Origin of the sequence: Ferranicluibacter rubi (assembly GCF_011603255.1) — a bacterium.
Lineage (GTDB): Bacteria > Pseudomonadota > Alphaproteobacteria > Rhizobiales > Rhizobiaceae > Ferranicluibacter > Ferranicluibacter rubi.
The window spans coordinates 217,730-230,872 of sequence record NZ_JAANCM010000005.1 but is presented as its reverse complement, the minus strand read 5'-3'; the positions used below and the strand labels follow the sequence as shown (position 1 = coordinate 230,872).

The 13,143-nt window shown below is 62.6% G+C and carries 12 protein-coding genes and 1 riboswitch; of the genes, 5 read left to right on the top strand and 7 right to left on the bottom strand.

The window, feature by feature from the left end; all coding sequences use genetic code 11:
* Window positions 1–86: 86 nt before the first annotated feature.
* The 7 genes from G8E10_RS12300 to G8E10_RS12270 form a co-directional block, all read right to left on the bottom strand.
* A complete protein-coding gene (locus tag G8E10_RS12300) occupies window positions 87–1,232 on the bottom strand; it encodes an iron-containing alcohol dehydrogenase (RefSeq protein WP_132662919.1) in 1,146 nt (381 codons plus the stop codon).
* Window positions 1,229–2,614, bottom strand: coding sequence for an aldehyde dehydrogenase family protein (locus G8E10_RS12295; protein ID WP_167129225.1), 1,386 nt, complete (start codon window positions 2,612–2,614; stop codon window positions 1,229–1,231). The genes G8E10_RS12300 and G8E10_RS12295 overlap by 4 nt, the downstream gene beginning before the upstream one ends.
* Window positions 2,615–2,730: 116 nt before the next feature.
* Window positions 2,731–3,147 carry a type II toxin-antitoxin system VapC family toxin gene (locus tag G8E10_RS12290; RefSeq protein WP_167129223.1) on the bottom strand — a complete coding sequence of 139 codons (417 nt, stop codon included), beginning with the start codon at window positions 3,145–3,147 and terminating at the stop codon, window positions 2,731–2,733.
* On the bottom strand, window positions 3,140–3,571 hold the full coding sequence (locus tag G8E10_RS12285) for a helix-turn-helix domain-containing protein (protein ID WP_167129220.1): 432 nt from the start codon (window positions 3,569–3,571) through the stop codon (window positions 3,140–3,142). The genes G8E10_RS12290 and G8E10_RS12285 overlap by 8 nt, the downstream gene beginning before the upstream one ends.
* Before the next feature lie 73 nt (window positions 3,572–3,644).
* The gene (locus G8E10_RS12280) at window positions 3,645–5,009 is read right to left on the bottom strand and encodes a glutamine synthetase family protein (RefSeq protein ID WP_167129218.1); all 1,365 of its coding nucleotides are present in this window, start codon (window positions 5,007–5,009) and stop codon (window positions 3,645–3,647) included.
* Between the two features lie 89 nt (window positions 5,010–5,098).
* Complete coding sequence (locus tag G8E10_RS12275) at window positions 5,099–6,682, bottom strand: amino acid permease (RefSeq protein ID WP_167129216.1); 1,584 nt, start codon at window positions 6,680–6,682, stop codon at window positions 5,099–5,101.
* A gap of 215 nt (window positions 6,683–6,897) precedes the next feature.
* Window positions 6,898–7,665 carry an N-formylglutamate amidohydrolase gene (locus G8E10_RS12270; protein ID WP_343289738.1) on the bottom strand — a complete coding sequence of 256 codons (768 nt, stop codon included), beginning with the start codon at window positions 7,663–7,665 and terminating at the stop codon, window positions 6,898–6,900.
* A gap of 134 nt (window positions 7,666–7,799) precedes the next feature.
* Between G8E10_RS12270 and G8E10_RS12265 the strand changes: the two genes are divergently transcribed.
* From G8E10_RS12265 to G8E10_RS12245, 5 genes are all read left to right on the top strand, one after another.
* Window positions 7,800–8,744, top strand: coding sequence for a MurR/RpiR family transcriptional regulator (locus tag G8E10_RS12265; RefSeq protein WP_167129214.1), 945 nt, complete (start codon window positions 7,800–7,802; stop codon window positions 8,742–8,744).
* A 162-nt stretch (window positions 8,745–8,906) separates the two neighbouring features.
* Window positions 8,907–10,010, top strand: coding sequence for an extracellular solute-binding protein (locus G8E10_RS12260; RefSeq protein WP_167129212.1), 1,104 nt, complete (start codon window positions 8,907–8,909; stop codon window positions 10,008–10,010).
* Between the two features lie 92 nt (window positions 10,011–10,102).
* Entirely contained in the window at window positions 10,103–11,008 is a 906-nt protein-coding gene (locus G8E10_RS12255) for an ABC transporter permease (protein WP_110728239.1), read from the top strand.
* Complete coding sequence (locus G8E10_RS12250) at window positions 11,005–11,793, top strand: ABC transporter permease (protein WP_092984447.1); 789 nt, start codon at window positions 11,005–11,007, stop codon at window positions 11,791–11,793. Before G8E10_RS12255 ends, G8E10_RS12250 begins: the two co-directional genes overlap by 4 nt.
* A gap of 14 nt (window positions 11,794–11,807) precedes the next feature.
* Window positions 11,808–12,869, top strand: a complete 1,062-nt coding sequence (locus tag G8E10_RS12245) for an ABC transporter ATP-binding protein (protein ID WP_167129210.1) — start codon at window positions 11,808–11,810, stop codon at window positions 12,867–12,869.
* A 73-nt stretch (window positions 12,870–12,942) separates the two neighbouring features.
* Window positions 12,943–13,108: riboswitch (FMN riboswitch) on the top strand.
* Window positions 13,109–13,143 lie beyond the last annotated feature (35 nt).

The window sequence follows — 13,143 nt, the reverse complement described above, 5'->3', positions numbered from 1 at the left end:
GAAGTGTTAACATGCCATACGAGAACCAATGAGAGACAGCCTGGCGCGAGCTTCGGCAGACGCTCGCGCCAGGCTGCATTTCGACATCAGATCGTTTCGATGAACAGCGCCCGCGCCGCGTCGAGCGTCAACTCGACAGGGTTGCCGCCGGCCGTGGGATCGACGATCGCCATCTCGGCCATGCGCTCGATCTGGTCGGTACCGACCCCGAGACCCGAGAGTGCATCGGGAACGCCGAGGCTCGATCGCAGGTCGAGCACATAATCGGTGAACCCGTCGAACCCGCCGGAGATGCCGAGATAAGCGGCGGCCCGGGCGATCTTCTCTTCGATGGCAGGCCGGTTGAAGCGCAGCACGGCCGGCATGACGACGGCGTTGGTCATGCCGTGATGCGTATTGTAGAGAGCGCCCACCGGATGCGACAGCGCGTGGATGGCACCGAGGCCCTTCTGGAACGCCACGGCGCCCATGGCGGCGGCGCTCATCATGTTGGCGCGGGCCTCGATATCCTGCCCATCGGCAAAGGCGCGCGGCAGGTAATCCTTCACGAGCCGCATGCCTTCGAGCGCGATTCCCTGCGACATCGGGTGGTAGAACGGCGAGGAATAGGCCTCCAGGCAATGCGCAAAGGCATCCATGCCGGTACCGACCGTGATCACCTGAGGCATGCCGACGGTGAGTTCGGGATCGCAGATCGTCACGGCGGGTAGGAACTTGGGGTGGAAGATGACCTTCTTGGTATGCGTCTTGTGATCGGTGATGACGCTGGCGCGACCAACCTCCGAGCCGGTGCCCGCCGTCGTGGGCACCGCGATGATCGGTGCGATGCCGGAAACGGAGGCCCGTGTCCACCAGTCGCCGACATCCTCAAAATCCCAGACCGGCCGTGTCTGGCCGGCCATGAAGGCGACGGCCTTGCCGAGGTCGAGCCCGGAACCGCCACCGAAGGCCACGACGCCATCGTGCCCGCCATCGTGGAAGGCCTTCACCCCGGCTTCGAGGTTGATGTCGTTGGGGTTCGGATCGACATCGGCAAAGATCGCGCGGCCGAGGCCGGCGGCCTCCAGAAGATCCAGCGCATTCTGCGTGATCGCCATCGGCGCGAGGCCGCGGTCCGTCACGAGCAGCGGCCGCTTCATGCCCACAGCCTTGCAATGCTCGGCGAGTTCCTTGATGCGCCCTGCCCCGAACTTGATGGCGGTCGGGTAGCTCCAGTTAGCGGTAATGGTCATGCCGTGACTTTCTTCAGATGGTAGGATTTTGGCCGGGTCAGATTGTGGAAGCCGAAGATGGAGAGCGAGCCGCCGCGGCCGGTTTCCTTGACGCCGGTCCAGCAGAGCGCGGGATCGAGGTAGTCGGCACGGTTCATGAAGACGGTACCCGTCTCGATCTCGGCGCCGATGGCGGCCGCACGCTCTGGGTCCTGCGTCCACAGCGAGGCCGTCAGCCCGTATTTGCAGTCGTTCATCAGGGCGAGCGCCTCCGCATCGGTCTTGACCTTCATGATGCCGACTGCGGGACCGAAGGTTTCCTCGGTCATGAATTCCATGGAGTGATCGACATCGACGAGGATCTGCGGCGCGAGATAGGCGCCGCCGTCATCCGCCGGGAACAGCTTCGGATCGATCGTCGCCCGCGCGCCCTTCGAGATCGCGTCAGCGACCTGTGCCCGCACGACGGCGGCAAAGCGCTTGTTGGCCATCGGCCCGAGCGTCGTTTCCGGATCGAGCGGATTACCGAGTTTGTAGTTCGACACCCAGGCGACCGACTTCTCGACGAAATCGTCGTAGAGGCTTTCGTGCACATAGATGCGCTCGATGCCGCAGCAGCACTGGCCGGAATTGTAGGTGGCACCGTCCATCAGCGTATCCACGGCGGCGTCGAGGTCGGCATCCTCCATGACGTAGCCCGGGTCCTTGCCGCCCAGTTCGAGTCCGAGCCCGGTGAAGGTTCCCGCCGCTGCCCGCTCGATCGACCGGCCGCCCTCGACGGAGCCGGTGAAATTGACGAAGTCGAAGCTCTTGGCAGCGATCAGCCGCGCGCTCGTCTCGTGGTCGAGGAAGAGGTTCTGGAACACGTCCTCCGGCATGCCGGCCTCGGTGAAAGCGCGCACCATGCGCTCGCCGACGAGCAGCGTCTGGCTGGCATGCTTGATGATCACGACATTGCCCGCCATCAAGGCCGGCGCGATCGTGTTGATCGCGGTCATGTAGGGGTAGTTCCACGGCGCGATGACGAAGACGACGCCGTGCGGCTCGCGCACGATCCGCCGCTCGAAGCGGTCGCTCTCCTCGATCACCATCGGCTTCATGGCGTCGGCGGCGATGGAGGCGACATAGTTCGAGCGCTCGTTGAATCCGCGGAACTCGCCGCCATACTTTACCGGCCGGCCCATCTGCCAGGCAAGCTCCGGCACAACGTCGGCCGCCATCTCGTTCAGCCGCGTCACGCCCTTGAGCACGAGCTGCACCCGCTCTTCGAGCGGGCGCTTGGCCCAGGACTTTTGCGCTTTTCGCGCACGGGCGACCGCCTGGGAAGCGGCCTCGTAGGGCATGGCCTCGCGCTCGGCATAGACCGAGCCGTCGATCGGCGAAATGCATTGGATCATCGTCATCAGGGTCTCCGGAATAAAATTTGTCAGGGACGAGCTGGAAAGCAAAGTCTCGAGACAACAAACGAAAATACAAATACGAAAGCCTGCTGGGAGATCATCAACCCGGCAAGCACGCGTCAGCAGGCCAGCGTCATCACATTGCCAAGCGCACCATAGTCCAGAATGACATGGTCGCGCGTAACGATCCTCAGATCCCGTTCGCGCGCCGTCGCGATGATGATGCGATCGATAGGGTCACGGTGCGCAAGCGACGGAAGATAAGACGCCGCGACCAGAATATCCGGCGACGCTGCTTCGACCGTGATGTCTCCCTCTGCGACGAACTCATTGAACCAGGACAACGCATCCTTCGTTGCCGGCAACCGACCGCGCGACATCAGCATTCCAATCTCCCAGGCCGAGATCGCGGAGACGTACAATCGCCCGTTTCCGCTCCCGGCCGCCTTGAACACATCGATCGCTTCCGGCCGCATCGGTTGCCCGGTCGCCATCCAGATGACGGCGCACGTATCGAGAAGAATCTCGTTACGCATTATAGAGCGTATCGCTCCATTCGACATCCATCGGAGCGGTGAGGTCGAGATCGTCAGGGACCGTCATGGTTCCGACCATGCACCCGAAAGCCGGGTGAACGAAGGCGGGATCGGAAGACTCGACGAGACGCACGCGGGACGTTTGCCCGCCCTGCGGCACATAAGCCTGCTGAATACTTTCACGGAACCCATGCTCATGGAAGCCTTGCGGGTCCCCACGGCGATGCGCCGCGACATCAAGAATGCCGACGCCCAGAAACTCGGCGATCTGGTCCTGCTCTTCCGCGGTCATCTTCCGCTCTCCTTTCAACATTCTCGAAACGGCACTGGGATCGAGCCCGAGAAACCGCGCGAGATCCCGCAGGGATTTCCCTTTTGTATTGAGCCTGTCATGAAACCACACAGTATTGATCGCCATGTACATTCTCCGCATCATGATGTGAAAAATACACCAAAGATGCGATATTGTCACCACTTATCTCAATGTTGTGATAATCTCACGCGCGCTCGAAACCTCGCGCCACCTCCCAGTCCGTGACCCGGCGATCGTATTCCTCCTGCTCCCAGGTGCCGGCACGGGTATAGTGATCGATCACGTCGTCGCCGAAAGCCTGACGCAGCATGGCCGAGTTCGTCATGAGGTCGGTCGCGTGGCGCAGCGTCTTCGGGATCTCGCGAATGTCCTTGCCGGAATAGGCGTCGCCCACGAACGGCGCCTCCAGTTCCAGATTGCCCTCTATGCCGGCAATCCCTGCGGCCAGCAGCGCTGCCATGGCGAGATAGGGATTGAGGTCGGAGCCGCCGACGCGGCACTCGATGCGGATGCCCTTCGTGCCCTCGCCGCAGAGGCGATAACCGGCCGTGCGGTTGTCCTTCGACCAGACGGCCTTCGTGGGCGCGAACGTCCCGGCCATGAAACGCTTGTAGGAGTTGATGTAGGGCGCGAGGAAATAGGTGATCTCGCCCGCATGCGTCAGCAGACCGGCAATGTAGTGCCGCATCGTCTCCGACATGCCGTACTCGCCTTGCTTGTCGAAGAAATGCGGCGTCTTGCCGTCAAGGCTCCAGAGCGACTGGTGAATGTGCGAAGAGGAGCCGGCCGCATTCATATGCCACTTTGCGAGAAAGGTGATCGCCTTGCCCTTCGCCCAGGCGATTTCCTTGCAGCCGTTCTTGATGATGACGTGACGGTCGGCCATGTCGAGCGCTTCGGCATAGCGAACGTTGATCTCCTCCTGACCGGAGGACGCCTCGCCCTTGGAATTCTCGACCGGAATGCCGGCGCCCTGCAGCCCCTTGCGGATGGCGCGCATCACGTCCTCTTCCTTGGTGGTCTGGAAGATGTGGTAGTCCTCGTTGTAGCCGCTGGCGAGCTTCAGGTCGCGATAGCCGCTTTGGCGCGCATGGTCGTAGGTCTGGTCGAACAGGAAGAATTCGAGCTCGCTCGCCATGAAGGCCTTCAGCCCCATGGCTTCCAGCCGCTTGACCTGCCGCTTGAGGATGGCGCGCGGCGAATGCGGGACTTCCTGATGCGTGTGGTGATCGAGCACGTCGCAGAGCACCAGCGCCGTACCTTCGAGCCACGGAATCCGGCGCAGCGTGCCGAGATCCGGCTTCATCGTATAGTCGCCATAGCCCGACTCCCAGCTCGTGGACTTGTATCCGGTCACCGTCTCCATTTCGAGGTCGGTGGCGAGCAGGTAGTTGCAGCTATGCGTTTCCTCAAATGCACTCTCGACGAAATACTCGGCCTGAAAGCGTTTCCCCATCAGCCGCCCCTGCATGTCGATCTGGCAGGCAAGAACCGTATCGATACGGCCTTCGGCAACGTCGGTCTTCAGCTCTTCGAACGAGTAGGTCATCGGGCGTCCTGTCTGCGATTTTCGGAATGCGTTGGTGTCTGTCATCGGCGGCACCCGGCTTTCGGGTGCCGCCTCGCTTGCAGAGGGTGTTACGCCTGGCCCACGGCCTTTTCGGCGGCGGCGATCTCGGCCGCGCGGCGCTTGACCTCTTCGCCGATCGGCGGACCGCGGAATCGGCGCTTCTCGAAGCCGAACCAGATCACGCCGGTCAGCACGAGGAAGCCGACGGTGACGTAGAGCGCCGGACCGTTCGGCGGCTGCACGCCGAGAACGAAGATCAGGATCATGGCCAGAACCGTCAGGCCGGCAAAGAGCTTGAAGACGCCCTCGCCGAGATTCCAGGGTCCCTGTGCCGGCCACTTCGACGTACCCCAGGCAAAGAGGCCGAGCGTGATCGGAATGGCGAAGGAGAAGAACAGGAAGATGACCGTGCAGGACACGACGATGGTGTAGACCGGCGTTTCGCCGATGGTGATCAGCGACGAGCCCCAGACGAAGAGCACCGAGAGGATCGACCCCGTCCAGATGGCCGCAACAGGCGTGCGGAACTTCGGGCTGACCTTGGCCAGAGCCTTGGAGGCCGGCAGGCCGCCGTCACGCGAGAAGGCGAAGATCATACGGGAAACCGACGTAACGGTCGCAAGGCCGCAGAGCCACTGGCACAACAGGATCGCGAGATAGAGCACGTCCTTGACGATCGGGTTCATCTGCGTGTCCATCGACCAGAAGAACACGTTCCAGCCCTGCGACGCAGCAGCCGTCATGCCGTCGGCGACCGTTCCGTCGGCCAGCGGCGCCTGCGCTGGGATCATCAGCACGAACGAGCACAGCATGATATAGCCGAAGAGCGCCGACCAGAGCACTGACGAGATCATCCCCCGCGGCACCGCCGTTGCAGCCTTCACCGTTTCCTCGGACGTATGGGCCGAAGCGTCGTAGCCGGTGATCGTGTAGATCGGCAGAAGCAGGCCGAGCAGGAACACCCAGGTGGAGGACGTTTCCGGCCAGACATTGCCGCCGGCAGCACCCGAGAAGTTGGAGAAGGTGAAGAGACGGGCGAAATCGAAGCTATCCGCTGCGATCAGGCAGGCCAGCGACAGCAGGATGGCCGTGACGAAGATGAGGTAGCCGGAAAAGTCCGTGAGCTTGGCCGTCAGCCCGATGCCCATGTGGTTGATCAGCGCCTGCAGGCCGGTGATGACCACGAGGAACAGGATGCGGAACGTGGTCGTGTCCTCCAGGCCGAAATATGGCGTGCCGAAGGTGCCCATGAAGAAATAATAGGTGCCGACATTGATGGCGCCGAGCACGGTGACGAGGCCGAGCAGGTTGAACCAGGCGGTCAGCCAGCCGGTGAAGCGGTTTCCGAGGATCGAGCCCCAGTGATAGAGGCCGCCGGCCGTGGGATAGGCCGAGGAGATCTGCGCCATCGCCATGGCGAAGACGAAGGAGACGAAGCAGCCGATCGGCCAGCCGATGCCGATGGCGGCCCCGCCGGCCCCGGCTGTCGCCTGTGCCAGCGAGTTGATACCGCCGGAAAGAATGCAGATGATCGAGAAGGACACCGCGAAGTTCGAGAACGAACTCATGCGTCGCTCGAGTTCCTGCGCGTATCCCATGGAATGAAGGACCTGAAGGTCCGCGTGCTTATCCACGTCACTATAGTCAGGCATGATGGTCCCCTCTGAACGCTCGGCGCCGGGCGGTATTGCCGGATGCCGGTACAGCGGCGCGCAACCTTGAAGGCGCACGGGCGCTGCAACGCTTGATCGTGCTGCGTGTGTGCCCCGTTTTTCAGGTTCGTTTCGAGGTCTTCACGCAGTCGTGCCAGTGCCCCCGCCAACAAGGCGGGAACGGTCTCCGCGGACATGCCGCTCCCCGGGTCTTTTTATGGTTCGAGGCGCATCAGGGCTTTGCCCAGATGATCCCCGATATAGCCGGCCAGGACCCTCTGGCCGTCTTTGCTTGCGATGAGATCGTTGCGGATCTCGATCATGACGTTGAGCAGGCCATTATGAATGCCGTGCTCGATCAGCGTGTGCGTCACCCCGTCCTGCGGCCCGTAGGGCGCGTTGCGACGCGTGACGAAGGCATCGTCCTCCGCAGCATCCGCCAGAAACGCATCGGCAAGCCGACTGTCGCTGTCGTGCAGGATGCCCACCTCCACCTCCCGCGGCCGGCCGTGCCAGACCGGCGTGAAGGAGTGCATCGTGACGATAACCGGCGGGCGACGGTTTGCAACCCGTGTCTTGATGAGATCGGACAAGCCCTTGCGGAACGGACTGTAGATCGCCTCCGTCCGCGCCAGCCGTTCGGCCGCCGAAAGCGCTGCATTGCCCGGAATGTCGAAAATCTCGCTGACTGCCGGCATGGCGCCCGGCGAATCCGGGGGGCGATTGCAATCATAGACGAGGCGGGAAAAACGCTGGTAGATCAGCATCGCATCAAGCGAGGCCGCCAGCAGCTGGCAAACGGCAAGCGCGCCCGGGTCCCAGGCGATGTGGCTTTCCAGCGCCTCCGCCGAAAGCCCAAGCGTCCCCATTCTCCGGGGGAGCCGGCGAGATGCGTGCTCGCAGACGAGCAGGATGCGGGAACCGGCATCCGCATTCTCCAGCGCGACGGGCGCGCCATCCTCGGCAGTCAGAAGAGCACTCACACCCGGCTCCGTCGCTGCGCCCACCATCATGGCAGGCCTCCCTTACTGAAGAGAATTCTTCACAATTTCGCACCTGTCAATTACAAACTGAAACGATCTCTTCATGAACCCCATTGACTCCGATTGTGACAGCGATGTTTACTCTGTCACATAAGGCTGGCGGAGATCGGTCTCAGGGGAAAATCTTGATCAGCACCGAAACACACAAGACGGTGTCGGACGTGATCGCCGCGAACTTCACCGCCCTGACGCGGGCGGAGAGACAGCTGGCGGAGACGTTGCTCGACAACTATCCCGTTTCCGGGCTCGGCAGCATCACGACCGTGGCCGAGAACGCCGGCGTGTCGACGCCGACGGTTGCGCGCATGGTGCAGAAGCTCGGTTTTCGCGGCTTCCCGGATTTTCAGGCCCGGCTGCACCAGGAGCTGGAAGCGACCATCTCGAACCCGATCAGCAAACACGACCGCTGGGCGACCAACGCGCCGGGCACCCACATCCTGAACCGCTTCGCCGACGCCACCATCAACAATCTCAGGGCCACCCTCGCCCAGATGGAGACGCAGGATTTCGATGGCGCGGCAGCGCTCATCGCCGACCCGAAGCGGCGCGTCTACCTGATCGGCGGCCGCATCACCCGCACGCTAGCGGACTATGTCTTCACCCATCTTCAGGTCATCCGCGCCGGCGTGACGCTGATCGCCTCCGGCTCCAGCCCCTGGCCGCATTACGTTCTCGACATGAAGAAGGGCGACGTGCTGGTGGTGTTCGACATCCGGCGCTACGAGCAGGAACTGGAGACGCTGGCCAAGGCCGCCCGCTCCCGTGGCGCGGAGATCATCCTTTTCACCGACCAGTGGTCCTCCCCCGTCGCCAAGTCTGCGGCAAAGGTCTTCCGCGTGCATATCGAGGCGCCTTCGGCCTGGGATAGCTCGGTGGTGACCCTCTTCACCGTGGAGGCGCTGATCGAAGCGGTCCAGAACTCGATCTGGGAGGAGACTCGCGACCGGATGAAGGCGCTGGAGACCCTGTTCGATGCGACACCGCTGTTTCGCAAGCCTTTTCAGGAGAGAAAGGGATGACACCGGAAACCCTGCAACAAAAAACCCTAAATACAGGGGTTTAGCCGGGAGACGAAGCGTAAAACTGTCCACCGCGTCTGTCATAGAAGCTTCATGACGCCGCTCTATCAGCTTGAACCACCGGGTCGGAAACCCCGGCCTGACAAACCCAAGGAGACTTTCGTGCTGTCAAAGACCCACCGCCTTCTGTCGCTGACATCGGCGATGCTCGTCGCTTCCACGGCGCTTGCCGCTGCCGAGCCGAGCGCAGAACTGATCGCTGCCGCCAAGAAGGAAGGCACGCTCACCACCATCGCGCTTCCGCACAACTGGTGCGGCTACGGCGACGTCATCGCCGGCTTCAAGGCCAAGTACGGTCTCGAAGTCAACGAACTGAACCCCGACGCCGGCTCCGGCGACGAGATCGAGGCCATCAAGGCCAACAAGGGCAACACCGGCCCGCAGGCGCCCGACGTGATCGACGTGGGCCTATCCTTCGGCCCGTCGGCCAAGGCCGACGGCCTGATCCAGCCCTACAAGGTCTCCACCTGGGACTCGATCCCCGATAGCGCCAAGGATGCCGACGGCTTCTGGTACGGCGACTATTACGGCGTTCTCTCCTTCGTCGTGAACACCGACATCGTCAAGGATGTACCGAAGGACTGGGCGGACCTGAAGAAGTCCGATTACGCCAACAGCATCGCGCTGGCCGGCGATCCGCGCGCCTCCAACCAGGCCGTTCAGGCCGTCTACGCCGCTGGCCTTGCTGCCGGTGAAACGGACGCGACGAAGGCTGGCACCGCTGGCCTCTCCTACTTCGGCGAACTGAACAAGGCCGGCAATCTCGTGCCCGTCATCGGCAAGTCGGCCTCGCTTGCGCAGGGCTCCACGCCGATCGTCGTTGCCTGGGACTATAACGGTCTCTCCTGGCGCGACAGCCTCAACGGCAACCCGCCGGTCGAAGTCGTCGTTCCCACGACCGGCGTCGTCGCCGGCGTCTACGTGCAGGCCATTTCCGCCTTCGCACCGCATCCGAACGCTGCAAAGCTGTGGATGGAATACCTGTATTCCGACGAAGGTCAGCTCGGCTGGCTGAAGGGCTATTGCCACCCGATCCGCTTCAACGATCTTGCCAAGAACAACAAGATCCCGAAGGAAATGCTAGACAAGCTGCCGCCGGCCGCTGCCTATGAAAAGGCCGTGTTCCCGACGCTCGACGAGCAGGCTGCCGGCAAGACCGAGATCACCGGCAAGTGGGACGGCGTCGTCGGCGCCAACGTCCAGTAAGACACTCTACCGGTCGTAGGACCTCTAAACCCCGCCTCTCCGCGTTCGCGCGGAGGGGCTTCCGATACGCCCTCCCGAACGAAAGCTCGCCGATGAGCCAACCGATCCGCACAGTGACAGCGCCGATACCGAAATCGGGCCCGACCATCAACAAGGACCGGATCATCGACTGGCTGGGCATCGCGCCATTTATGCTCTTTGCGTTTCTCTTCCTGCTGGCGCCGACATTCTACCTCGTCATCGGCGCCTTCTTCACGCCGGACGGCCAGCTGACGCTCAAGAACATCTCCGACCTTTTCACCCCGTCGATCCTGTCCGCCTACTGGATTTCGATCCGCATCTCGCTGGCCTCCGCCCTCGGTGGCGCGTTCATCGGCTTCTTCCTTGCCTGGGCCGTCGTGCTCGGCGGACTGCCGGCCTCGGTGCGCTCGACGCTTCTGACCTTCTCCGGCGTCGCCTCCAACTTCGCGGGCGTTCCCCTCGCCTTCGCCTTCCTTGCCACCCTCGGCCGCACGGGTCTTGCGACGGTGCTCCTTCGCGACTGGTTCGGGTTCAACCTCTATTCGACCGGCTTCAATCTCCTGAGCTTCACCGGCCTCACGCTCACCTATATGTATTTCCAGATCCCGCTGATGGTCCTCATCCTCACGCCGGCGCTCGACGGTATGAAGAAGGAGTGGCGCGAAGCCTCCGAGATCCTGGGCGCGACGAACCGGCAATACTGGACCATGGTCGCCCTGCCGATCCTGTGGCCGAGCCTGCTCGGCACCACGCTGCTGCTGTTTGCCAACGCCTTCGGCGCCATCGCCACAGCCTATGCGCTCACCGGCAGCTCGCTCAACATCGTGCCGATCCTGCTCTACGCGCAGATCCGCGGCGACGTGCTGCACAATCCGAACCTGGGTTACGCCATCGCGCTCGGCATGATTGTCATCACCGGCGTCTCCAACGTGCTTTATCTCATGCTGCGCATGCGCGCTGAGAGGTGGCAGAAATGAAGACGAACCGCATCGGCGCCTGGATCGCCATGGCCATCGGGGCGAGCTACTTCGTCATTCCCCTGATCGGCACCTTCGAATTTTCGCTGCGCATGCGCCGCGGCGAATATTCCTTCGACGCCTACCGCTCGGTGTTCTCGGACATGCAGTTCCGCGAGACCTTCGGCTATTCCATGATGATGGCTCTGCTGACCATCGTCTTCGGCATGCTGCTGGTGGTCCCCACGGCCTACTGGGTTCGCCTGCGCCTGCCGCAGATGCGGCCGGTGGTCGAGTTCATCACGCTGCTGCCGCTGGTCATTCCCGCCATCGTCATCGTGTTCGGCTATCTCCGTCTTTACAACTCCTCGTCCGTCCTGCCGCTCACCGGCTCGACGACGGGCACGAACATATTGCTGATGTTCTCCTACATCACCCTGTCGCTACCCTACATGTACAAGGCGGTCGACACCGCCATGCGGGCCATCGACGTCCGTACGCTGACGGAGGCGGCCCAGAGCCTCGGCGCGAACTGGTCGACCATCCTCTTCCGCTGCATCTTCCCGAACGTCATGAGTGGCGTGCTCTCGGGTGCCTTCATCACGCTCGCCATCGTCATGGGCGAGTTCACCATGGCAGCCCTCCTCAACCGCCCGGCCTTCGGCCCTTACCTGCAGCTCGTCGGCGCCAACAAGGCCTATGAGCCATCGGCGCTCGCGGTCATCGCCTTCTCCATCACATGGCTCTCCATGGGCCTTCTCAATCTCGTTTCGCGCTTTGGCAAGTCCGCCCCGGCCAAGGCATAAAGGTCACAGGCTCCATGTCGTTTCTTACCCTGACCCACATCCGGAAATCCTTTGGCCAGACGCAGGTCGTCCACGACTTCGACATGGCGATCGAGAAGGGCGAGTTCGTCTCATTCCTCGGGCCGTCCGGTTGCGGCAAGACGACGGTGCTGCGGATGATCGCCGGCTTCGAGACGCCCTCCTCCGGCACCATCATGATCAACGGCCGTAACCAGAACGAACTGAAGCCCAACCAGCGCAATATCGGCATGGTGTTCCAAGCCTATGCCCTGTTTCCCAACATGACGGTCCGCGACAATGTCGCCTTCGGCCTGAAGGTCGCCGGCGCTCCGAAGGCCGACATCGACAGCCGCGTCAAGGAGATGCTGGCGCTGATCCACCTCGAGCACCTGGCGGATCGCTACCCCTACCAGATGTCGGGCGGGCAGCAGCAGCGCGTGGCGCTGGCCCGGGCGCTCGCACCCAAGCCGCAGGTTCTCCTGCTGGACGAGCCTCTTTCGGCGCTCGACGCCAAGATCCGTGTTTCGCTGCGCGAGGAGATCCGCATGATCCAGCAGCAGCTGGGCATCACCACCGTCTTCGTCACGCACGACCAGGAAGAGGCGCTGTCGATCTCCGATCGGATCGTCATCATGAATGGCGGACGCGCCGACCAGATCGGCACGCCCTTCGAGATCTACAATCGCCCCGCGACCCGCTTCGTCGCCTCCTTCGTCGGAACGCTGAACCTGATCGACGCCAAGGTGGTCGATCCCGCAACCCATCGCATCGTCATCGGTGATCAGGGCATCACGCTGCGCGAACCGCTCGGGGCCGCGAAGGCCGGCGATACGATATCGCTGGCGCTCCGGCCGGAAGCCGGCTCCATTGCACCCGATGCCAAGGGCGATACCGCCCTGACCGGCACCGTCATCGCCACCAACTTCCTCGGCTCGGTCATCCGCACCCGCATGAAGATCGCCGACAGCGTGATCTCGTTCGACATGTTCAACAATCCCGGCCTGAAGCCACCGGCCATCGGGGAAACGGTGACGCTGCGCTTCACGGCGGGCGATCTTCTCATCGTCAGGGAATAGTTTTCTTCAAAAACCCGTCCGCACGAAACAAAGCGGATTTGACGGTTTGCTGCAGGTGCTTATAGTCACGATCGTACGTTCTCAGGGCGGGGTGAAATTCCCCACCGGCGGTAACAGGCGGCAATGCCTGGAGCCCGCGAGCGCTTCAGGTCTCCCGCATGTTGGCGGGCGGCAGGAAGGTCAGCAGATCCGGTGTGACTCCGGAGCCGACGGTATAGTCCGGATGAAAGAGAGCAAACGGCAGGTCACGGCCCGACAAGGCTGCGCCATGTCC